20 protein-coding genes and 1 pseudogene are annotated in these 21,946 nt (G+C 69.5%); 4 read left to right on the top strand and 17 right to left on the bottom strand.

Features of this window, described 5'->3' with window-relative positions; genetic code table 11:
- Nucleotides 1–12 precede the first annotated feature (12 nt).
- The 3 genes from KOL93_RS07265 to KOL93_RS07255 form a co-directional block, all read right to left on the bottom strand.
- Nucleotides 13–1,506: an MFS transporter gene (locus tag KOL93_RS07265; protein ID WP_221584676.1), complete on the bottom strand. Its 1,494-nt coding sequence runs from the start codon at nucleotides 1,504–1,506 to the stop codon at nucleotides 13–15.
- Nucleotides 1,507–1,631: 125 nt separating this feature from the next.
- Entirely contained in the window at nucleotides 1,632–2,327 is a 696-nt protein-coding gene (locus KOL93_RS07260) for a hypothetical protein (protein WP_221584675.1), read from the bottom strand.
- Nucleotides 2,328–2,386: 59 nt separating this feature from the next.
- Nucleotides 2,387–3,421 (bottom strand): Gfo/Idh/MocA family protein, encoded by a 1,035-nt coding sequence (locus tag KOL93_RS07255; protein ID WP_221584674.1) that lies wholly within the window; start codon nucleotides 3,419–3,421, stop codon nucleotides 2,387–2,389.
- 152 nt (nucleotides 3,422–3,573) lie between these two features.
- Here KOL93_RS07255 and KOL93_RS07250 point away from each other — a divergent pair, with 152 nt between their 5' ends.
- The 3 genes from KOL93_RS07250 to KOL93_RS07240 are packed head-to-tail and all read left to right on the top strand — an operon-like array spanning nucleotide 3,574 to nucleotide 6,260.
- Nucleotides 3,574–4,830, top strand: a complete 1,257-nt coding sequence (locus tag KOL93_RS07250; protein WP_221584673.1) for an ROK family protein — start codon at nucleotides 3,574–3,576, stop codon at nucleotides 4,828–4,830.
- Between the two features lie 3 nt (nucleotides 4,831–4,833).
- On the top strand, nucleotides 4,834–5,229 hold the full coding sequence (locus tag KOL93_RS07245) for a hypothetical protein (protein ID WP_221584672.1): 396 nt from the start codon (nucleotides 4,834–4,836) through the stop codon (nucleotides 5,227–5,229).
- On the top strand, nucleotides 5,226–6,260 hold the full coding sequence (locus KOL93_RS07240) for a sugar phosphate isomerase/epimerase (RefSeq protein WP_221584671.1): 1,035 nt from the start codon (nucleotides 5,226–5,228) through the stop codon (nucleotides 6,258–6,260). The genes KOL93_RS07245 and KOL93_RS07240 overlap by 4 nt, the downstream gene beginning before the upstream one ends.
- Before the next feature lie 125 nt (nucleotides 6,261–6,385).
- On the opposite strand, the gene KOL93_RS07235 is transcribed toward KOL93_RS07240, so the two are convergent.
- The 8 genes and pseudogenes from KOL93_RS07235 to KOL93_RS07200 form a co-directional block, all read right to left on the bottom strand.
- Nucleotides 6,386–7,603, bottom strand: coding sequence for an FAD-dependent monooxygenase (locus KOL93_RS07235; RefSeq protein WP_221584670.1), 1,218 nt, complete (start codon nucleotides 7,601–7,603; stop codon nucleotides 6,386–6,388).
- A 95-nt stretch (nucleotides 7,604–7,698) separates the two neighbouring features.
- Nucleotides 7,699–9,342, bottom strand: a complete 1,644-nt coding sequence (locus tag KOL93_RS07230; protein WP_260406040.1) for an MDR family MFS transporter — start codon at nucleotides 9,340–9,342, stop codon at nucleotides 7,699–7,701.
- Between the two features lie 161 nt (nucleotides 9,343–9,503).
- Nucleotides 9,504–10,168 (bottom strand): annotated as a pseudogene (locus KOL93_RS07225) (response regulator transcription factor).
- The gene (locus KOL93_RS07220) at nucleotides 10,165–11,352 is read right to left on the bottom strand and encodes a sensor histidine kinase (RefSeq protein WP_221584669.1); all 1,188 of its coding nucleotides are present in this window, start codon (nucleotides 11,350–11,352) and stop codon (nucleotides 10,165–10,167) included. Before KOL93_RS07220 ends, KOL93_RS07225 begins: the two are co-directional and overlap by 4 nt.
- Before the next feature lie 397 nt (nucleotides 11,353–11,749).
- A complete protein-coding gene (locus tag KOL93_RS07215) occupies nucleotides 11,750–12,166 on the bottom strand; it encodes a C-glycoside deglycosidase beta subunit domain-containing protein (protein ID WP_221584668.1) in 417 nt (138 codons plus the stop codon).
- Nucleotides 12,167–12,177: 11 nt separating this feature from the next.
- Entirely contained in the window at nucleotides 12,178–13,206 is a 1,029-nt protein-coding gene (locus KOL93_RS07210) for a sugar phosphate isomerase/epimerase family protein (protein WP_221584667.1), read from the bottom strand.
- Complete coding sequence (locus KOL93_RS07205) at nucleotides 13,203–14,312, bottom strand: sugar phosphate isomerase/epimerase family protein (protein WP_221584666.1); 1,110 nt, start codon at nucleotides 14,310–14,312, stop codon at nucleotides 13,203–13,205. The genes KOL93_RS07210 and KOL93_RS07205 overlap by 4 nt, the downstream gene beginning before the upstream one ends.
- The gene (locus KOL93_RS07200) at nucleotides 14,309–14,722 is read right to left on the bottom strand and encodes a C-glycoside deglycosidase beta subunit domain-containing protein (protein ID WP_260406034.1); all 414 of its coding nucleotides are present in this window, start codon (nucleotides 14,720–14,722) and stop codon (nucleotides 14,309–14,311) included. The genes KOL93_RS07205 and KOL93_RS07200 overlap by 4 nt, the downstream gene beginning before the upstream one ends.
- 168 nt (nucleotides 14,723–14,890) lie before the next feature.
- Between KOL93_RS07200 and KOL93_RS07195 the strand changes: the two genes are divergently transcribed.
- Entirely contained in the window at nucleotides 14,891–15,853 is a 963-nt protein-coding gene (locus KOL93_RS07195; protein ID WP_221584665.1) for a DUF559 domain-containing protein, read from the top strand.
- Nucleotides 15,854–15,919: 66 nt separating this feature from the next.
- Here the strand turns inward: KOL93_RS07195 and KOL93_RS07190 are convergent, their stop codons facing one another.
- The 6 genes from KOL93_RS07190 to KOL93_RS07165 all read right to left on the bottom strand — a co-directional run bounded on the left by KOL93_RS07190 (nucleotide 15,920) and on the right by KOL93_RS07165 (nucleotide 21,903).
- Nucleotides 15,920–17,440, bottom strand: a complete 1,521-nt coding sequence (locus KOL93_RS07190; protein WP_221584664.1) for a GMC oxidoreductase — start codon at nucleotides 17,438–17,440, stop codon at nucleotides 15,920–15,922.
- A gap of 82 nt (nucleotides 17,441–17,522) precedes the next feature.
- A complete protein-coding gene (locus KOL93_RS07185; RefSeq protein WP_221584663.1) occupies nucleotides 17,523–17,894 on the bottom strand; it encodes a nuclear transport factor 2 family protein in 372 nt (123 codons plus the stop codon).
- Nucleotides 17,891–18,685 carry a TIM barrel protein gene (locus tag KOL93_RS07180; protein WP_221584662.1) on the bottom strand — a complete coding sequence of 265 codons (795 nt, stop codon included), beginning with the start codon at nucleotides 18,683–18,685 and terminating at the stop codon, nucleotides 17,891–17,893. Before KOL93_RS07180 ends, KOL93_RS07185 begins: the two co-directional genes overlap by 4 nt.
- 62 nt (nucleotides 18,686–18,747) lie before the next feature.
- Nucleotides 18,748–19,584, bottom strand: coding sequence for a carbohydrate ABC transporter permease (locus KOL93_RS07175; protein WP_221584661.1), 837 nt, complete (start codon nucleotides 19,582–19,584; stop codon nucleotides 18,748–18,750).
- Nucleotide 19,585: 1 nt separating this feature from the next.
- On the bottom strand, nucleotides 19,586–20,539 hold the full coding sequence (locus KOL93_RS07170) for a carbohydrate ABC transporter permease (protein WP_221584660.1): 954 nt from the start codon (nucleotides 20,537–20,539) through the stop codon (nucleotides 19,586–19,588).
- Between the two features lie 77 nt (nucleotides 20,540–20,616).
- Nucleotides 20,617–21,903, bottom strand: a complete 1,287-nt coding sequence (locus KOL93_RS07165) for an ABC transporter substrate-binding protein (RefSeq protein ID WP_221584659.1) — start codon at nucleotides 21,901–21,903, stop codon at nucleotides 20,617–20,619.
- Between the last annotated feature and the right edge of the window lie 43 nt (nucleotides 21,904–21,946).

Genomic DNA, 21,946 nt, shown 5'->3' with positions numbered 1-21,946 from the left:
CCTTGAGAGGGATCATGCGGCGACCTGAGCGTCGTCCGCGTCGAGCGGGGCGGGGACGTCGCCGCCCAGGCGGGTGGCCGGCAGGAACAGCGCCGCGGCGATGCCTGCGGCGTACACGCACGCGAGCACCATGAAGACGGGCCGGAAGACGGACTGGTAGACCTCGGCGATCTCGGCCTGCACGGCACCGGGCGCCGCATGCACGACCTGCGGCGTCAGCGTCGACACGTCGAGCGATCCGCTGAGCCCGGCTGCGACGCCCGCCGCGATCACGGCGCCGACGACCGCCGTTCCCGACGTGGCGCCGACCTGGCGGGTCAGGTTCACGAGCGCCGTGACGGCTCCGACCTGTTCGCGCGCGACGCCGCTCTGCGCGACGGCCACGACGAGGTTCATGAAGGCGCCCGTCCCGACGCCGACCACGGCCATGGCGATCGCGGGCACCCCGAGCGGGAGGCCGGCGGGCAGCAGCGCCATGACGACGAGCCCTGCCGCGCCCAGCGCGGTGCCGACGACCGGATAGACGCGGTATCGGCCCGTTCGCCCGACGAGCCACCCGGTCGCCAGGTTGCTGACGAGCATGCCGAACACGGTGGCGATGGGCACGAGGCCCGAGAGCGTCACACTGGTCCGGTAGGCCATCTGGAAGTACGTCGGCAGGTAGGCGACGACCGAGAAGAGGCCGATGCCGATGACGCCCGCCAGCGCAACGCTCGAGGACACCGCGCGGACACGGAAGATCCGCAGCGGGATGATCGGCGCCGCCGTGCGCAGCTCGATGAGCGCGAACGCCGCGAAGCAGACGATCGCGAGGCCGAGCAGCGTCCAGGCCGCCACCGCGAGGTCCGGATCCGCGAACCACGTCACCGCGAGGATGAGCGCGATCATCGCCGCCGTGAACGTCGCGGATCCGGGGATGTCGAAGCCGCGCCGAGCGACGGGGTCGATGTGCGGAATGGCGAACGCCGCGAAGCCGAGCGCCGCGAGCCCCACCGGGACGTTGATCCAGAACACCCACGGCCATCCCCAGTACTCGGTGATCGCGCCGCCGAGGACCGGGCCGATGAGGATCGCGACGGGGAACGCGGCGCCGACGACCGCGAGGTGACGCGGTCGATCCCGCGGTGAGGCGATGTGGGCGATGATCGTCTGCGACATGAGCTGGAGCCCCGCCGAGCTCATGCCCTGCACGACGCGCGCCCCGACGAGCTGGGCCATGCCCTGGGCGAACCCGCACGCGAGCGACGAGACGATGAACAGGACGAGGCACACGAGGAAGACGCGTCGCGGGCCCAGCGCGTCGCCGAGCACGCCGAGGATCGACAGCAGCACCGTCGCCGCGAGCGTGTAGCCCACGACGACCCAGCTCATCGCCTCGAGGGCGCCGAGCTCACCCGCGATCGTCGCGAGGGAGGTCGAGACCACCGTGTGGTCGAGGGCGCCGAGGAACGACACGACCAGCAGCGATGCGACGAGGATGCGGAGGCGGGAGGTGGTCAGCGACATGGCGAATCTCGCCCGTGCGACCGGGCCATCGACGCGACGGTGTGTGCGCCCACCCCGACTGCGCGGCGGGCGACGGGCCCGAGGGCCCCGACGTCATGGTCGATTCTACGCCTTCTTCTGTCTTATTACAACAAAAGAGGAGCGATCGCGTCGGCATCCTCGGCGAGCGCGCGCAGGTCGTTCCGCCTGGGCTGCGCCCCGACGGCGTCGATCGCCGCGCGAAGGGCCTCCCGATCGACCGACTCGAGGGCCACCGGTGCGATCCACGTTCCGTCGGCGCCCGCGACTGCGAGGCGCGGGGCACCCGTCGCCTCGTCGAGCCGCACCTCGGAGCGCAGGGGCGCGATGCCGACGATGTCGAGGAGTGGCGCCCGTGAGCCGGACTCGGTGAGCAGGATCGACGCCGTCGACGCACCCGCGGTCCCGGCGGCGCTGAGTGCGCTCCCCCCGCGAGCGATCGCGACGAATCCGACGGGTCCTCCCCCGAGCTCGCGCATCCAGCCCGCCGCGTCGCGCAGGACGACATCGGCGTCGCGCGCAGTCGCGATCGCCTCGGCGACGAGCGCAGTCGGGGCGCCGTCGAGCCGAGCGCGAAGCGCGTCGATCGATGACGGGCGCAGCCGCGACCGCTGCACCACGACGGGGATCGTCGTCGCGTCTGCGAGGGCCCAGATCTCCTGCGCCGGCGCCGTGGCCGGCTCGCTCACGACGAGCGCGGCGGCACCCCCGTCGCGCGCGTGGGCGGCGCGGATCCACCACTCGCCCCGCCCGTCGATCATCGCCACGGCGCCGTCCGGCGCAGCGGCCCGATGCGCACTCACGGGTAGCTCGGCGATCGCGACGCGATGAGCACGGGTCTCCGCCGTGACACCCGTAGGGCTCACGCGACACCTCCCCTTCGCACCACGCCCGCGGCCGCCTCGGCGAGCGCGATCGCGTAGAGGGCGTCGGCCGCCATCTCGTCGTACTGCGGCTCCTCCCACCCGTCGAGGATCGCGGCGAACGCGCGCCACTCGCCGACGTAGCCGTCTTCGGCGCCTCGCGCGAAGGTCGTGACGCGCCCCTCCGACCGCGCCACGGAGGGCACGGCGCTCCCGGCATGCGCGAACGCGGGCGGGTGGTCGATCGTCAGGCGGTCACGGGGCATGTTGATCGTCATACGCCAGAGCGCGTCCGCGCCACCGGGGAGCATCGCGGCCGTCACGCGCACGGGGATCCCCGACGCGCGGAAGCCGAGCACGCAGCCGATCGGCGCGAGCACCCGTGCGTCGTCCACGCCCTCGAAATCAGGGGCAAGATCGCGCACGGCCGGCAGGTCGTGCATGACGAGCCCCGTCACCAGCTGGCGGACGATCTCCGCCGCGACCTGCGGATCCTCGAGGTCCGGCCCTCCCCGGCGCGGAGGCCTCGGATCCGGCTCGCTCACCAGCGCGTGGTACCGGTCGTTGGGCGGGAGCGAGAGGGTGAGGCCGATGCCCGTCACGGGGCCGTCCTCGACGAGCATCGCTCGGAGCGCCCGGTGCCAGGCGGCGTCGTGCAGATGGTTCGTGCCGACGACGAGGGCGAGGCCCGCCTGCCGCGCCTCGTCGACGATCGCGCGCACGTCGACGGCATCGACGGCGAGGGGCTTCTCACAGAGCACGTGCTTGCCGGCGCGGATCGCGGCGCGCACGAGCTCCGAATGCGCGGCGGGAGGGGCGCACACGACGACGACGTCGACCGCCTCGTCGCCGAGCAGTTCGTCGGCGCCGATCGAGGTGCGGGCGCCGACCTGCGCCGCCAGGGCCGGCGCCCGCGCGCCCGAAGCGTCCGCGACGTGGACGACCGAGAACCTGTCATCGAGGCGCGCCAGCGTCGGCACATGCAGCGCCGCGGCTCCCGGGCCGGCCCCGAGGATCCCCACTCCGTACGTCATGGCGTCGCCCCCTTCGCTTTCGCTCCATTCTGCGTCGCCAACGCTGTTTTTCGACATATGTATCGATGATCCCGCTCATGCACGCCTCTGATCCCGCGCGAGCCCTGCCCGCGCTTCCGTCGATTCCGTCGTCAGATATGTCAGAATCAGGCATGGCCACCGACTCGACCCTCCGCTTCAGCGCGCAGACCGACGAGGTCACGAGCCTCCTGCGCATCGTCAACCTCGTGCGCACGGGCGAGGCCACCACCAGGCCCGAGATCGGCGACGCGACGGGTCTCGGGCGCGGCGTCGTGACGCAGCGCATCGAGCGGGCGACGGCGCTGGGCTACCTCGTCGACAGCGACTTCGGCCCCAGCTCGGGCGGGCGGGCACCGCGCACCCTCCGCTTCCAGGCGGAGCGAGGCCGCCTCGTGATCTGCGCGATCGGTGCGCTGCACATTCACGTCGGCCTCACGGAGCTCGACGGCGACGTCACTGCCCAGGCCCACCGCGACTGGGATATCTCGCGCGGGCCCGACGAGACCATCGGCGTCGCCCTCGCGATGGTCGACGAGCTGCTCGCCGAGCATCCCGGCGCGCCCATCTGGGGCGTCGGCGTCGGACTTCCCGGACCGGTCGACTTCGCGTCGGGACGTCCCGTGGCGCCGCCGATCATGCCGGGATGGAACAACGTCGATGTGCGCGGGCGGATCCACGCGCACCTCGGTGCACCGACCTGGGTCGACAACGACGTCAACCTGCTCACCTATGGCGAGCGCGCCCGGCGGCACGCGGTCGACGGCGACCTCATCTACTGCAAGGTCGGCTCCGGCATCGGCGCGGGCCTGCTCTCGGGCGGGCGCGTGCACCGCGGGGCGAACGGCGCGGCCGGCGACATCGGCCACGTGCCGGTGCTCGGGGCCGAGACGCGCTGCCGATGCGGCAAGGTCGGCTGCCTCGAGGCCGTCGCGAGCGGATGGGCTCTCGTGCGCGATGTGAACGCGGCGATCGCGGCCGGCGAGGAGACCTCTCTGGCGGAGGTCGATCCCCTCACGCCCGAGCAGATCTCCCTCGCGGCCGAGCGAGGCGACGGCCTCGCCTGGAAGCTGTCGCAGACGTCGGCCCGCGTCGTCGGAGACGCGATCGCGACGCTCGTCAACATGTTCAACCCGTCGGTCATCGTCATCGGCGGCGCCGTCGCCGGCGTGGCGGGCGAGACGTATCTCGCCGAGGTGCGCCAGCGCGTCTACGAGAGGTCCCTCCCCCTCGCGACGCGCGACCTGCGGATCGAGCAGTCGCTCAATGACGTGCGCGAGCCGATCCGCGGCGGCGCGGAGCTCCTGCGCGAGCGGCTGTTCGACGCGTCGTTCGCCCGCTGGTTCGCGGACGGCCGCCCCACCATCGAGGCGATCTTCCCGGAGGGATGAGGAATGCCCCTCTCGGCGCTGCGCGACGACGCGCTGACGACCACGGCCGACACCTTCGCTCTGCGGCTGAGTCTGCCGTGGATCCGCTCGCTTCCCCTGTCGAGCTTCTCCGCCCTCGTCGTCGAGGTCGACGGCACGGCGCGCGCGACGCAGATCCGTCTCGGTGACCGGACGATCTCGGACACGACCGACGAGAGCGGCTGGTGGCACCTCCAGGACCGGCTCGTCGTGGTCGCGGACGTCCCCCTCGGCGAGGGCCCGCACGAGGTCGCGGTCGCGTTCCGGCTCGCCATCCCGTACCTGCCGATGGGCGGCTCTCCCCTCGAGATCCCCCACCGGGAGATCGCGACCCTCGACGCCCGACGCGAGCTCGCGTTCGCGGGAGAGGACGTGCGATGAGCGACGACACCGCGTGGCAGCTCACGGCGAGCGCCTTCAACTGGACACCGCAGGTCGTGCGGGCCGAGCGCGGAGCGATCGACATCGCCGCGTCGATCGCGGCCGACGGCGTCGCCGACCGCATCGAGGTGGAGGCAGGTCAGGTGTGGCGAGGCTTCCCCGTCCCAGCGGACGACGAGGTCGACGCCCTGCGCGAGCGGCTCGCGGACGCGGGCGGCAGCGTGAGCATCGTCGGCGCGAGCATCGACGAGTGGACCGAGAGCGGGCGGCCGCGCGACGAGGACGAGCGGTTCGCGTTCCTCCTCCCGCAGCTGCGCGCGAGCAGCCGCCTGGGCGCAGAAGGCGTACGCCTGCCGATCGGGCAGGCGGGCCCCGCCCTCCTCGCGCGACTGCTGCCTGTGCTGCACGACCTCGACCTCATCCTGTTCGAGGAGGCACAGGGGTCGCAGACGCCCAGCGCGCCCGCGCAGGCCGCCGCGTACAGCGAGATCGCGCGCCTCAATGATCCGCACCTCCGTCTGCTCATCGACATCAGCATGCTCATGCCGGCGCTCCCCACGAGCTATGTGCGAGCCCTGGCCGCGGCCGGCGTCGACGAGGCGCTCGTGCGCCGCCTCGCCGACGACTGGCGGGATCCAGCGACCCCGAGTGTCGTCAGGGAGGCACTGCGCGGCGGCGCGATCCCCGGATCCGCCCAGGCGCTGGCGATGGACATGATCGTGCGCTTCGGGCGTTCGTCGGCCGACGAGCTGCGAGACGTGCTGCCGCTCGTCGGCGCATTCCACCTGAAGTTCTGGGATCTCGACGACGCCGACGGCCGCGTCAGCGCGCCGATCCGCGACGTCGCGAGCCTCTTACGCGGCACGGCGTTCGACGGGACGCTCTGCAGCGAGTGGGGCGGTCACGCCTGGCTCGACGAGTCCCCGGCGGAGATGACGACGGCCCACCTCGCCCTCGCGCGCCGGGCGCTCGGTGGCAGGACTCCGGCCTCAGGCGTTCACAGCCTCCCGGGCAAGAGCTCCTCGGTGTGATCATCGTCGCGCGGCCCCTTGGCGTGGGCCGTGGGCGGGTTTCGGGCAACGATCCGCATTGCCCGAAACCAGCCCACGCGCACCGGAAGCCCTGGCGAGCGCGGACGTACGGAGCGGTCCGATTCCTACGGTGCGGCGATGTCCATGGCTTTCATACGGAAGTCTTCGCTGCCCGCCTGAAGGCGGCCCAGGACCGGCTGCAGCAGCCGGGACCGGCTGAGCCGCATCATCGAGGAACGGCGCAGATGCTCGCGCCTGTCCGCGGGAACGAAGATCTGCCGATTGTTCGCGATGTGTCGATGCTGGTAGTCCACATACGGGTGCAGGCGTTCGTTCCAGGCGGCCAGGGCAGCTGGGATGTCGTGGTCGTGTCGCTCGAGCATCGTGCCGAGCAGCTCGCCCCCGGCGATGCCAGAGGAGGCGCCGAGGCCGGAGTAGAGCGTCATGCACCATGCGGAGTCGCCGATGAGGGCGACGCGGCCGTGGTGCCACTGGCGCATTCGCACCTGCTGGGCCGAGTCGAACAGAAAGTCCTCGGCGGCTTCGAACCTGTCGAAGAGCTCGTTCAGCAGCGGGCCAGGGGCCTCAGGACGGTAGGCCGCGCGAATCGAGTCGATCGCCGGACGAGTGAACTCGGCATCGATGTCGTCGGTGCGGTATGTGAAGAGAATACTCGGAGGACGGTTGTCGAACGGGAATACCCACGCGGAGCGGCCGGGCTCCGCGAGGACCGCGCCCTCGTTTGTTTCATAGCCGGTGACGGGCCGGTCGAGCAGGGTTGCGGCGATCATGAACCCGGTCTGGTCGACGAAGTTCGCGTCCGGACCGAAGACCAGGCGTCGCACGCTGGACCGGACCCCGTCGGCCCCGATGACGAGGTCAAATCGCTCTTGTGCCTCCGTGCCGTCGGTGGTGGAGCGCAGAGTGACATCCACACCGTCAGGGTCCTGGGTAATCGTGGCCGGAACGGTTCCGTACCGGACCTCGACGGTCTCCGGGAGCACTGCGTACAGGGCCTCCTCGATGTCGCCGCGCAGGAGCACCCGTGGGGCGTCCGGGATGTTGGCGAACCCCATACCTGGGGTTCGCCGACCGTTGCGCGCGACCTGCCAGGTCTTGGCCTCGGGGCCGGTGCGGGTCGGGACTCTGTCAAGGATGCCGGTTCGTTCGGCGGATGCCTTGCCTGTGCCGAAGAGTGCGATGAAGTATCCGCCTGTGCGACGCTCGGCGGAACGTTCGATCACGGTGACGTCCCACCCGACCTCGGTCAGGCGCTTCGCGGTGGCCATGCCTGCGATTCCGAGCCCGACGACCAGGGCCTTGCGTACGGTGCTGTCTCCCACGGTATTGATCTCCATATTGGTATCTGACGATTGCGGTACTGGTCCGAGCCCGGCACGCCCATTGGCCTCTGCGGGTCCTCTGTGAGAAGTGCCGACTACGGCGTCCCCTGCTCGCGGGGGCGGTCCGTGCTGCTGGAACCGGCCGCGACGAGTGCCGGGTCCTTCTTCTGATTGGCGTCACCTAAGGAGGCGCCCTGCTCGAGGCTGGCGCGCAACGGCACCTCCTTGACGAACAGCAGGACGATCAGGCCGACCACGATCAGAGGGACGAGCATGAGGAAGACGGGCGTCAGCGCGTCGTTGTATGCACCCACGATCACGTCCTGGACGGCATCCGGCAGTGCATCGAGCGCGGCCGGGCTGAGCGAGTTCGTCTCGAGCGTGCCCGTCGCACCGCCGGCAGGCATCCGGTCGGTCAGCAGGTCGGTGAGCCGGCTGGTGAACAGCGAGCCGACGACCGCGCCGCCGAGAGATGCGCCGATCTCCCGGAAGAAGTTGTTCGATGCGGTCGCGGTGCCGACCTGGCTGTCGGGGAAGGAGTTCTGGACGATGAGGACCAGGATCTGCATGCCCAGCCCGATACCGAGACCCAGTAGGAACAGGTAGCCCAGCAGGACCGGCAGGGAGGTCGCGACGGTCAGGGTGGACATGAGCAGCAGGGCGGTGGCCACGACGACCATGCCTGCGATCGGCATCCACTTATAGCGCCCGGTCCGTGAGGCGAGCTGGCCCATCGTGATCGAGCTGAGCATCAGGCCGACCACCATCGGCAGCATGAGCAGGCCGGACTCGGTGGCGTTCACGCCGGTGACCATCTGCAGGTAGGTGGGCAGATAGGCCAGCGCGCCGAACATCGCGACGCCGATCACGAGGCCGGCGACGGTGGCGAGCACGAAGTTGCGGCTCTTGAACAGCGAAAGCGGGATGATTGGCTCGGCCGCCCGGTACTCGGCGAGGACGAACGCGGCGGCGGCGATCACGGCGACGACGACGAGAGTGACGATGGTGCTCGAGTCCCACGCGTATTCGGTGCCGCCCCACGAGGTGATCAGGATGATCGAGGTCACCGCTACAGCCATCGTGAGGATTCCCCACACATCGAGCCGAACCTTTGCGTGGTGGCGCGGCAGCTTGAGGAAGACCGCAGCGCACACGATCGCAGCGAGGCCGAGCGGGATGTTGATCCAGAACGCCCACCGCCAGCCGATGCTCTCGGTGAACCAGCCGCCCAGCAGCGGGCCGGCGATGCTCGAGATCCCGAAGACAGCCCCCATGATGCCCATGTACTTCGAGCGTTCCCGTACCGGCACAACGTCGGCGATGATCGCCTGGGAGAGGATCATCAGTCCTCCGCCACCCAGCCCCTGGATGGCACGCCCGATGATGAGCCATGTCATGTCCGAAGCGAGGCCGCCGACGATCGACCCGACGAGAAATACCGAGAGCGCAGCGAGAAAGATCGTCTTGCGCCCCAGGAGGTCGCCCAGCTTGCCGTAGATCGGCATCATGATCGTCGCCGCGACAAGGTAGGCCGTCGTGACCCACAGCATGTGGTCGACGCCGTTGAGCTCGCCGACGATCGTCGGCAGCGCGGTGGAGAAGATGGTCTGGTCAAGCGATGCCAAAAGCATCGCTACCAGCAGCCCAGCGAACACTGCGCCGATACGACGGCCACCGGCCGGCGGGGCAGCAGTGGGCGCAGCTGCTGCGGCGGATGCACTTCCCGCGGTCGCGGGCAAGGAGTGGGACGAGGTCATGTCTCCACCCTCCCCGCCGACCCGGCAGCTCGGCATCCCGCTGGTGCGGCATCTTTCTCTACTGCGGATGCGGTACCAGGGCCGGGCGTGGTGCGGCCTGCGAGACAGCGGTCAGGGTTCGACGGCGACCGACAGCAACGCGGTCAATGGTCCTGCGGACGCACGAGACCGTTCTCGTAAGCAGCGATCACGAGCTGAGCACGGTCATGTGCATGCAGCTTGGTCATCACACGGTTGACGTGGGTCTTCGCGGTATGAGGAGAGATGACCAGGTCGGTGGCGATCTCGTCGTTGGACAGGCCTGTGCCGACCAACGTCAAGACCTCGACTTCACGCTCGGTCAGATGCTCCAGTGCCGGGGGAATGCGCCTCCCGGGGGGCGCCGGACTCACGTACCGGTTGATGAGACTGCGCGTCGCCGCGGGTGAGAGCAAGGCATCCCCCGGTCTACCGCGCGGACCGCACCGACGATGTGTTCCGGCTCGGCTCCCTTGCCGATGAACCCGCTCGCCCCGGCACGCAGTGCACCGACGATGTACTGATCCTCCTCGAAGGTGGTCAGGATCAACACCCTCACGCCCTGAAGGTCCGGATCCGTGCAGATCTCCCGCGTCGCTTCGATGCCGTCCATGACGGGCATGCGGATGTCCATCAGTACGACGCTCGGCCTCAGCCGGCGAGCAAGCTCGACCGCTCGGGCACCATCTGCCGCCTCGCCGACCACGTCCAGCCCGTCGCCGTGAGCGATGAGGTCGATGATCGCCGTGCGGATCAGCGTCTGGTCATCGACGACGAGCACATTGGTCATTCGTGGGCCTTCCGTCGTGGTGTCTCGATCGGTGGGGTGCTGTCCTCGGTCGAGGTCGGCAGTCGTGTGGTGAGCATCCACGTTCCGTCCTCGCGAAGGCCGTGCTCGAGCGTCCCGCGGACGGACTCGACGCGCTCAGCCATGCCGATGAGACCGTGTCCCGTACCTGGCCCCCGCGTGGCGACCGCGTCGGCGACCGGTTCCGGCACGGGGTTGGCGACAGTGACGCGCAGCGATCGTGGCAGGTACTCGATGACAATGCTCGCCCGGCGGCCGGTGCCGTGCTTATGAGCATTGGTCAACGCCTCCTGAAGAATCCGCATCGCCGCGACGTCGACCTTCCCGGGCAGGTCGTAGGGCTCACCCTGCCGGGTCACCTCGGTCTGCAGGCCATGAGTGCTGAACTCACGAACCATGTCGTCGAGCTGCGTGAGACCGGGCGGACCGACGTCAGGCGAGGCAGGATCTCGCAGCGTGGTCAGCAGGTCACCGATCTCGGCCAGGACGGATCGGGACGCATCGCGAATGGTCACAAGCGACCGCTCGGCGTCATCGGGGCGGTCCCGCAAGGCCGACGAGGCCACCCCAGCGTGCAGATTGATCACCGCGATCTGGTGAGCAACCACGTCGTGAAGATCTCGCGCGATCGCAAGACGATCCTCCGCGACCCGCTGCCGAGCCACCGCCTCCCGAGTGTTCTCAGCACGCACCGCCCGATCGGTAATAGCGGCCATGTGCTCACGCTGGGTCCGGATCGCGTCGCCGACAGCACCAGCGAGGAGCACGGCCAGCACCGATTGCGGAACCCCAGCCTCAGCAACCAGGCCGGCTCCCAACATGATCGCTGCGAGGACGGCGGTGCCGATCAGGGAACGACGTCGATCGACACGGAGAGTCACGGCGTAGCTCGCGATCGCCACTGCGGTGACCAATCCCGGGTTGAAGAGGCCCAGAGGCACACTGACCCAGGCAAGCACCGTCAAGATCGGCAGCACCACGAACGGCAGTCGGACGCGAGCCAGCAGGATCGCCGCGGCAAGCAGATTCAGGACGAACTGCCCCGTCGACCACACCACGGGGTCCGTGGGGTGATCCGGAATCATCCCGGCGAGAACGACCAGCAACGTCGCGCCCGCGTGACCCACCCGCTGCCGTCGACGCCGAATCTGCTCCAGCTCGTCCACGCCAGCCATTCTGCCTTCTTCCGTCATCGAAACCTCAGGATCCATCGTCGGCAAATGCTGCGCGTCCCGCGACAGGGGGATCTGGCGATACTGCCGATGCAGTATTACCCGCCGCACGCGGTCCGACGTTGCGTCGGGTCTGTGGATTGGATAGGTGACAGCGATTAGTTGGGAGGACCGGGGGACGTTGCCTCCCAAGGCTGGGCCGAGTCCTCACTGGAGGTGCGGCCCTCCGTGCCGAGAAATGGAGCTGTCGAATTCAACCGCTTCACGATCACCTGAGAGGCCCTATCCCTCTCGCTCACACTGGCCTGACCCCACCCCAGTGCGCACGAATGCCGCAGATCGCTCCAAGGTTCCGTTCTTGGAGCGATCTGCGGCATTCGACGGGCGGCCGTCAGGCGAGCGTGACCTCACGCTCGACGGGCACGCGGTTCGTGACGTAGCGGCCCGGGCCGCCGTCCACGCCCGGAGCGATCTGCATGTAGAGCAGGCGCATCGTGAGCACGACCTCGACCGTCAGTCGGTCGCCCGGCGCAGGCACCGGGTCGAGAGGGATCACGATGTCTGGGCGATCCGCGACGAACCAGAGGGTGTCCCACTGGTCGGGCAGCTCCGCGACGCGGTACGAGCGCCCCTGCAGCTCGAAGCGCAGCGACTCCTTCGGGATCGCCTCGCCGTTCACCGTCACGTCGACGTCGTCGACGGCGCTGAGCCAGAGGCTGCGATACCAGGGGATCTGCACCGACACGGCGATGCCGTCGTCCGTGCGGCGGACGTTCTTCTCGGAGAACAGGGAGTTGTGCGTGGCCATGTCGTCTCCTCCTACGCCGCCTCGGCGGCGGTCTCCTCGATCGCGCGACGCATGAGCGCGTGCTGCTTCTGCACGAGGTCGATGGGATCCGCCTCGCCGAGATCCGAGAACGCGTGCCCCTCCCACTCACTCGAGAGGAACCCCTCGTACCCGCCCACGACGAACTGCCGCACGATGCGCGGAATGTCCATCGCGGGCTCCTCGCCGTCGGGCCCGATGTCATAGAACTTCGCGTGCACGTGGAAGATCTGCGGCATGATGTCGAGCCACTCCTCCGGCGCCACGAGCCCGTGCATGTTGAAGGCCAGACGCGTGAACGGCCCGAATCGCAGCGGATCCACGCCCTCGCCGACCAGATAGTCCTCGAACTTCTGATTGCGCACGTGCATGGGGGTCGGCTCGTGCCAGATCTCCTCCATGACGGGGAAGTGGCGCTCGTCCATCCCCATCTGCCCGAGCGTGCGCAGGAGCGTCGGCGACAGGCTGTGCATCGTCGACGAGAAGTCAGCCGTGAACCCCAGTCGGTCCGATCCGAGATCGTCGTATAGCTCGCGGATCTCGACGATCTTCGGATCGTTGGGGCCGACAGGCGCGTGGATCTCGTAGCCGAGCACCTGGTCGTACTTCTCGGCGAGCGGCAGGAGGCTGCGCAGCAGCTCGCGCCCCGCCGATCGGATGACGATCTTCTTGAAGCCGAGCGTGTGCGCTGTCTTCAGCTGCCGGGCGAAGAAGTCGTGCTCCTCCTCCGGCGTCATGTCGCGGTCCTTGCGCCGACCCATGTCGAGGTTCGTGCCGACAGCGCTCGGCTCGAGCCCGCAGTCCTCGAGTGTGCGGAACCACAGGTCGACGAAGTCGGAGTCGACGTCGGGATAGGTACGCAGCAGCTGCGCGATGTTGAACTCCACACCCGGTCCGATGCCCTTCTCGGCGACGGCGCGGATCAGCGACTCCTGCGTGTACTGACCGGCGGAGAACTCACTCGTCATCGAGTACACGGTGGTGCCGAGGCGGATCCCCGTGCCCGCGATTCCCCCGTTCATCGCGCCACCTCCATCGCGGCGGCGTGGTGGGTCGCGAGCACGGCGCGCGCCTCGGCGGCGTCCGTGACCATGCGCGATCCCACGCCCTCGGCGGCCGAGCGCTGCACCGCCTGCTCGCCGCGGACGATGTCGAACGGGCTCTGCCAGTGGTTCCAGTGCCAGCCCTCGTACTCGCTCGACACGGCACCCGAGTACCCGTTCTCGACGAGCAGCGCGATGAGGTCGCGCACAGGGACCGACGGCTCCTCGCCGTTCTCATCGATGCCGAAGAACTTCGCGTGCACGTGGCGCACCCACGGCATGATCTCCAGCCAGTCGTCAACTCGCGCCGGGCCGAACAGGCCCGTGCCGTTGATCCCGAAGTCGATGCCGAGCTCGGGGCGCCCGTGCTGGGCGGCGAGCCCGATGAAGCGGCCGAACCGCTCGCCGTGCTCGGTCTGGTCGGCCGGCGGCCCCGCGGCGTAGAACTCGTTCCACAGGTCCGCGACGGCGGCCAGGAGCTCCTCGCCCGCACCGCGGCGCCGGTAGGCCTCGATGAGCGACGGTGCGAAGCCCGACACGGTCGCGCCCCAGTCCATCGTGAATCCGAGGAGCGGGGATCCGACCTTCTCGTAGCGGTCGCGCAGGGCGAGGATCCGCGGGTGCGACGCGTACTGATCGGCGTGCACCTCGAGCGCGAGCGTGACGCCGTACTGCTCGGCGATGGGCACGAGCTGCTCCATCGAATCGGGCGTGAGCGAGATCTGCACGCGCGCGACGGGGAATCCGAGGCGTGCGGCGGCCTCGATCTGACGCCGCATGTACTCGATCAGCTCATCCTGGTTCAGCAGGCGATCGCGGTGGATCCCGATGTCGGCGTTGATGGCGAGCGACGTCGGCACGAGGTCGACCTCGTCGACGAGGTCGCGGAACCAGCCCGCAAAGCGGTCGTCGACGTCGGGGAAGCCGCGCAGACTCGAGAACCCGATGACCTCGAGCCCGGGGCCGTAGCCGTCGGCCGCGACCTTCCGGATCAGGCCCTCGAGGTCATACTCACGCCCATGGAAGGCGCGGGTGAAGCTGTAGAGCGTGACGCCCTGGACGGGCGTGCCGAGCTGCGCGGTCATGCGGTCACCGCCTTCATGTTCTTGGCGTCGTGCTCTTCGATGTGGAGCACCTCGTCCTCGCCGATGACGATGTACGGGATGTAGAGGGTGAGGTCGACGGCCACCTCATGGTCCACTGCCGGATCGATCGCGAGATCCCCCGACAGCACGGCCGAGTCGACGGGGAACCACCACTCGTCGGTGTCGTCGACCATGTCGGCGAAGGCGAACGTGCGTCCGTTCATCTCCCACCGAAGCGAATCGGTCGGAGCCACGACCCCGTCGACCGTGAGCGCCGCCCCCGCGATGCAGGAGGCGGGCAGCGCGCGATACCAGGGGATGCGCACCTCGATCGATGTGCGTGGGCCGTCGCTGCGCAGCGTGCCCTGCTCGATGATGCGGTCGGGAATCACCGGGACCTCCTCGTCCATTGTGCGTTTTCTACACTCTAATGTCGTTTTCATGCGGAAGTCAATGCGGCGCCCCACCCGAATGCCGTGAACCGCGCCAAAACCAGACGGGAAGCGCCACCTGCGGCATTCGAAGCGGCCTGTGGAGAACTTTCGAGGCCGCGCCGCGGATCCTGGCATCGTGACCGCATGCCGCGACGCGTCGAGCTTCCCGACACGCTCGGCGACGCCTTCGCCGTCGCCACAGCGAAGGCCGCCGGCATCCGCGCCGGTCGCCTGCGCAGCGCGGATCTCGAGCGACCGTTCCACGGCGTGCGGGCCCGCGTGCGAGACGCGCCGGCGCTCGAGGATCCATTCGCGCGCGCCCGCGCCGAAACCGTGCGCCGGGCACGTGCCTACGCGACGCGGATGCGCGATGACGAGTTCTTCGCCTACGAGACGGCGGTGCACCTGCTCGGCGCCCCGTTGCCCCCTGCAATCGGCGGCGACGTGCGCCCCCTCGAGGTAGGGGTCCTCGGCGGCGCTCCGCTTCCGCGCAGCTCGGGCGTCCACGGCCGGCGCCTCACCGCGACGATGGTGCACGTCGTCCACGCCGACGGACTCCGTGCCTCGTCTCCCGCGTCCACCTGGGCGATGCTCGGTTCCTGGAGCGTCGTCGATCTCGTCGCGCTCGGCGACCATCTCTGCCGAGTACGGCGCGCCGGCGTCGGGCGAACGGACGTCGGTCGCCCGCCGCTGGCGACACGAGAGCAGCTCGCCGCCGCGCTTCATGCTGGTCGACGGCGCGGGGCGGCGAGGCTGCGGGAGGCGCTCGAGCTCGTCCGCCTCGACTCCTGGTCGCCGCGCGAGTCGGCGTGCCGCGTACACCTCATCCGCGCGGGCCTTCCCGAGCCGGAGCTCAACATCGACCTCTTCGATGCGCGCGGCGGACACCTCGGGTGCGTCGACCTCGTCTACCCGCAGTGGAAGGTCGCGGTCGAATACCAGGGCGCACAGCACCACGCCACGTACGCGAAGGACGTCGAGCGGATCGAACGGCTCCGAGCGGAGGGGTGGATCATCATCCAGGTCACGTCTGCGCTCCACGCGGATCCCGCCGCCCTCGTGCGCCGCGTGGCGCAGGCGCTCCACGCGCGCGGCTGGCGCGGGTGACGCTCTCCGAATGCCGCGAATCGCACCAAGATCGGCGGTGATGAGCAATCTGCGGCATTCGAAGGATCAGGCCAGCCGCTCCGCGATCCGGCGCGCGCCGCGCACCGCGAGCGCCACCGACGTGAGCGTCGGATTGCAGGCGGTCGACGTCGGGATCACGCCGTTGCCCGCGACGAAGACGCCCGGCGCCTCCCAGACCTCGCTGAACGGATCGCAGACGCTCGCACCGTCGTCGGACGTGCCCATGCGCACCGTGCCCTGATAGTGCAGGGACGAGCCGAGCGGCAGCACGAACGGATCCCCGTCGAGCGGCTCGCCGACGGCGCAGCCGAGTCGCACGATCTCGTCCTTCGCGCGCGCGATGACCGCACGGTCGCAGTCGGTGAGCGTGTAGTGGATCCGCATGGCCGGCATGCCGTATGCGTCGACCGCCGTCTCGTGGAACGCGACGCGATCGGATGCCTGGAGGTCCTTGGCGCAGAACAGGCCGAGGCCCACGATCGAGCCGGGGACGATCGGATCATCGTCCGCGAGCGGGATCGGCGAGGTGTCCCACTGCATGATCTGCCCATGGAAGGGGAGCTCGTCGGTAAACGGCACCCAGCTGACGCCGCTCGTCTCGCTGAGCGCGCCATCGCCCCGAGGTGCCGAGCCACCCGCCACGTCGCGCAGCCGCGACGCGAACACGATCTGCGTCTGGTCATTGAGGTAGCGGCCGAGGGCCGCGGGCCGGATCCCCGACGCCCACAGCACCTGCGGCGAGCGCAGCGCGTCGGCCGCGACGACGACGTGCCGCGCCGTGATCTCGTGGGTCTCGCCCGAGCGCCGGTCGCGCACCTCGACGCCCGATGCGGCGCCGTTCGCGAGCAGGATCCGCGTCACGAGCGAATCGTCGACGAGAGAGAAGCGCGGGTTGGCCCGTGTGATGTCGCCGAGGACGACATCGGACCCCGACCAGGCGAGCCGACCGTCGTCCCGACGGTGCACGGCGAGCGGCATCCGCTGCACGCGGCGGTCGGACGGACGGCCGTCGTCGACGACGGCCGCGAGCCGCTCGCGCACGAGGCCCGAGAACGGCGCGGCGTCGAAGGCGTCGGCCGTGACGCCGAGCAGGCGGTCGCCCTCGGCGAGCAGCTCGTCGAGCACGCCCTCGCCGTCAAGGAACCCGATCCGCTCGCTGTCCCCCGGGCGCGGGCACGCGGCCGTCCAGTGCGCCCCCATGCCGCCGACGTTGCTCGAGAACGCCGCGACCGGCAGGCCGTCCTCCTCCGGCTGCGTGTAGCCGTCCTCGAGGAGGAATGTGCCGGGCCTCGGGCGGCGTTCGCCCGCCTTCACGTCGCCGGGTGAACCGACGGTGTCGCCACCCGCGCCCGGCCCCTCGGACCGCCTCTGCGCGTCCCGCCGCGCGTCGGGATCAGCGATGTTCTTGACGTGCGCACCCGGCGGGTCCGACACGGTCGGCCCGACCTCAAGCATCGCGACCGTCGCGAGGGGCGCCTGCTCCGACAGGATCCGTGCGTATGCGGACCCCGCGGGGCCGGATCCGACGATGACGACGTCGACGTCGTCGGGGTAGCGGCCGCTCACGCGACGACCCCCTCAGCGACAGGACCGCTGGAGTACGGGCTCCCGATATCGGGCGCGATCTGGTGCACGGTGTCTCCTCGGGTCAGAACATCGAATGGTCGTGGACGGCCCGGTCGGGCACGGGCTGCAGGACGTCCCAGTGCTCGACGATGCGTCCGCCGGAGAATCGGTAGATGTCGGCGACTGCGGCGACGGGCCGATCGGGCGTCGAGGCCCTGACGTGGACCATCGCCAGGTCGCCGTCGACGAGGATCCGCTGGATCTCGAACCGCGATTCGGGCGATCCGTCGAACTTCGGCGTGAGCGCCTCGACCGCCGCCGCCGGCCCGTCGGCGATGTTCGGGTTGTGCTGGCGGTAGTCGTCGGCGACCAGGAACGCGAAGGCCTCCGCCACCCGTCTGCGGGTGTAGAGCAGCTCGCAGAAGTGCTCGAACGCGGCACGATGGCCGCTCACGCGCCCGCCGCCCAGTCGGAGATGCGCGCGATCGACGCCGCGGACTCGGTCTGCGGGTAGTACTCGAGCCCGATGGGCCCGCCGTAGCCCGACGCGCGCAGGGTGCGGAGGCGTTCGGGCCAGTCGAGCTCGCCGGCGCCCGGCTCACCGCGGCCGGGCGCATCGGCGAGCTGCACGTAGGTCACGAGGTCGCCGGCGTTCGCGAGCTCGACTGCCATGTCCTCGCCCTCGACGGCGGAGTGGTAGATGTCGTAGAGCACGCCGAAGAACGGCGAGTCGACGCCCCGCGCGACGTATACGGCCTCGGCCGTGCGGTCGAGCAGCGCGCCAGGATGATCGACGCGCACGTTGACCGGTTCGAGCGCGAGCGCGATGCCGGATCCGTCGATCTGCGCGATCGCCTTCTGGTAGATCTCGACGAGCTTGTCGAGCTGAACCTGGCGCTTCCAGCCGCCGAAGCCCGTGCCGCTGCCGACGACGATGCGCGGACATCCGAGGTCCCGCGCGATCTCCACGCCCTCGTCGAGCTTGCGGAAGAACTCCGAGTGGTCCCAGGGCGGGATCATGAACTGCGTGCGCGGCTCCGCGAGCTGCGCCGTGAGCTGGGTTCCCGTCTCCTCGAGCGCCGCCTTCAGCGCGGGGAGGTCTTTGGGCGCCGCGGGCGCATCGACGCCCGTGGGCCCCCACATCTCGACGGCGTCGAATCCCGCGGCCGCCGCCGCGCGCACGCGGTCGTGGTAGTCGCCGGCCTCGGTGAAGAGCAGTTCGATGTTGGGTGCGAGCTGGTACATGGGGTCTCCTGAGGTCGGTCCGAACGCGAGGTGGCGCGCCCGGACGAGGGAAGCTGCGGGCGTCAGCCCTTGAGTCCGCCGGCGAAGCCCTGGATGAATCGCTTCTGCGCGAACAGATAGAAGGCGAGAATCGGGATCATCGCGACGATCACGATCGCGAAGATCTGATTCCACTGCGAGACGAGCGATCCGATGTAGAAGTACATCGACACCGGCAGCGTCTGCGTCTCGGATCCGCCGAGGAAGACGAGCGACGTGAAGAAGTCGTTCCAGATGATGAGGCCGACGAAGATGGCGACGGTTCCGGTGGCGGGCCCGACCAACGGGAACATGATGCGGAAGAACACCTGGGTGCGGCTCGCCCCGTCGATCATCGCCGCCTCCTCGAAGTCGGTGCCCATCCCGCGGAAGAAGTTGGCGTAGAGGAAGATCGCCATCGGCAGCATCATCCCCGTGTAGAGGATGATCATCCCCCAGTGCGAACCCGTCAGGCCGATCGCGCGCGCGCCGATGTAGAGCGGCACGGTCCCGAGCTGCGTCGGGAGGACGATGGCGACGAGGAACAGCATGAAGGCCGCGCGCCCCCATCGCGTCGTCGATCGCGCGATGACGTAGCCCGTGAGCGCGCCGAGGATCACGAGCGCGACGACGCTCCCCGCGGTGATGATCGCGCTGTTCAGAAGCCCGAGCATCACGTTCGAGTTGCCGGTCGCCGTCATCACGTTGACGAAGTTCTCGACGGTGGGTGATTCGGGAGGGGCGAGGGGCGAGGTCGTGAGGAGCTCGCTGTCGGGCTTCAGCGCGATCATGATGAGGAAGTAGAACGGTGCGAGGAACACCAGCGCCAGGATCCAGATGCCGATCTCGCGCAGCAGGGTGAGTTTCGTGTATCGGAACATGTCAGCTGTCCTTGCCTGCGGTGATGCGCTGCTGGATCACGGCGAAGAAGAGGATGATCACGGTGAGCACCAGTGCGAGCGCTGCGCCGAACCCGAAGTTGCCGAGCGAGAAGGCCTCTTTGTAGACCTGGGTCGCCAGCGTCTCTGTGGCACCGGCGGGGCCGCCTCCCGTGAGGGCGAGGATCTGGTCGAACACCCGCAGGCCCTGCACGAGGCCGAGGGTCGTCGCAATGGCGACGGCCGGACGGATCGACGGCAGCGTCACGTGCCAGAAGCGCTGCCAGAGGCTGGTGCCGTCGAGCGCGGCCGCCTCCTCGATCTCGGGCGCGACACCGGCCAGCCCCGCCATGTAGATCACCATGGCGAATCCGGTCGTCTGCCAGACCACGACGAGGAGGACCGTCCAGATCGCGAACGCCGGGTCGGCGAGCCACGGACGCACCCACCCCTCCAGCCCGACGGACTCGAGGAAGATGTTGATCGGCCCGTTGTACTCGAAGATGAAGCGCCAGATGTATGCCGTCGCCAGCGGGGAGAGGACGACCGGCATGAAGAAGACCACCCGCAGCGCGTATCGCGTCTTGAGCGTGCGGTTGAGGGCGATGGCGAGGGCGAGACCGCCGACGTTCGACCCCACCACCGACAGGAACGCCAGGAACAGGGTGTTCCCGAGCGCGAGCAGATACTGCGAGTCGGTGAAGATCGTGCGGAAGTTCTCGAGGCCGATCAGGCTGAAGGATCCGATGCCCGACCAGTCGGTGAAGGCGAAGAATCCACCCACCGACGTCGCCCCGTAGTGGATCCCGAGCACGAGGAGGACGCCCGGAAGCGCCCACCACCAGTGCCCGAACCGAACGAGCCCCGCGCGGCGCTGAGGCAGGTCGCCCCACCGCCGTCGCTTCGTGCGGGGGACGATGACCAGCTCGGTCTCGGACGTGCCAGGTGATGCCGACATGCTCAGCCTCTCGGAAGTCGCGCCCGGCGGCCGCGCCGCGAGGAGCGGCCGCCGGGAGGGGGTGTGCAGTGCGCGGATCAGCGATCCCAGGCCGCGTCGAGCGATGCGAGCACCGAGTCGACCGTCTCCTGGCCGCTCAGGAGTCCCTGCACTCCGCTGCCCAGGGCCTCGTAGACGGCGGGGCTGGTCCAGCCGGCGTTCGGCAGAGGCGTCACCTCGTCATTGCGGATGAGGTCGGCGACCGGGGCGTACGTGCTCCCGTCGAAGTCGAACTCGTCCAGGCCCGTGATGGGCAGTCCGCCGGAGATCTCGGCGAAGCGGTTGGCCTGCTCGGGCTCGGCGATCCACGCGAAGAAGTCCTCGACGGCCTCCCCGGAGTCCGACTGCGCGTTGATCGACAGCGAGTAGGTCGGATTGAGGATTCCGACCGCGGGGTCGGCCGTCGTCTCCGGCGGGAAGGCGTGGATCCGCAGGTCCGCGTCGGGAGCGGCCTGTGCGAGCTCCGTCGCGGTCGCTCCGGGAGCGAAGAATCCGATTCCCTGCCCGGTCGCCAGTCCGTTCGTCAGGGCGTCGAAGCCGGCGCCGACGGCGCCTTCCTGCAGGCATCCGGCCGCATCGAGGTCGAGGATCGCCTGCATGGTGTCGGCCCAGCCCGGGGAGTCCGAGAAGGTGACCTCGCCGGCCGCGCGCTGCTCATTCCAGTCCGGCGTCTCGCCGTACACGCGCGTCGCGGCGATGTTCATCGCGAACATGCCGGTGTTCGGGCCCGCGGCCCCCGCCACGAGGAGCGCCGACTTACCGGCGTCGCTCGCCTCCTCGCACAGCTCGACGAACCCGTCCCAGTCCGCCGGGAACTCGGTCGCGCCGGCGTCGCCCAGCGCGACCTCGTTGACGATGTACCCGGAGAACGCCGTGACGAGCGGCTGGGCATACGTCGTGCCGTCCATGGTGAAGAACGACTCGGCGCTCTCCGGCACGAGGGCGGCCGACTCCTCGCCGAGCGGCTCGAGGAACCCGGCTTCGGCGAGGGGGATCACGCTTCGCGTCTGACCCGACCCCCCCTCGGTCTGGAACACATCGGGAGCGTTGCCCGCCTGCAGCTGCGTCCGCAGAGTGTCGCCGTACGTGTCATTGGGCACGGCCTCGAGCTCGATAGTGACGCCGTCGTGGGTCTCCATGTACTCGTTCACCAGGGTCTCGAACGGGCTCTCGAGAGTGTTCGATGCGGAGTACATGAGCGAGAACGAGCTTCCGCCACCTCCCGTCTCGTCCGACCCCGAGCAGCTGGCGAGCGCGAGCGCGCCGATGGCGGCGACCGCGATCGCACCGCCGGTGCGTGTGCGGCGGATGATCTTCGTTGACATGTCCTGCCCTTTCGACGTCTTTGTCGTGTGGTCTGCTCCCGGC

This window comes from Microbacterium salitolerans (genome assembly GCF_019720895.1).
Taxonomy (GTDB): Bacteria; Actinomycetota; Actinomycetes; order Actinomycetales; family Microbacteriaceae; genus Microbacterium.
The sequence above is the reverse complement of the archived record's forward strand: the minus strand, read 5'-3'. Positions and strand labels throughout refer to the sequence as shown.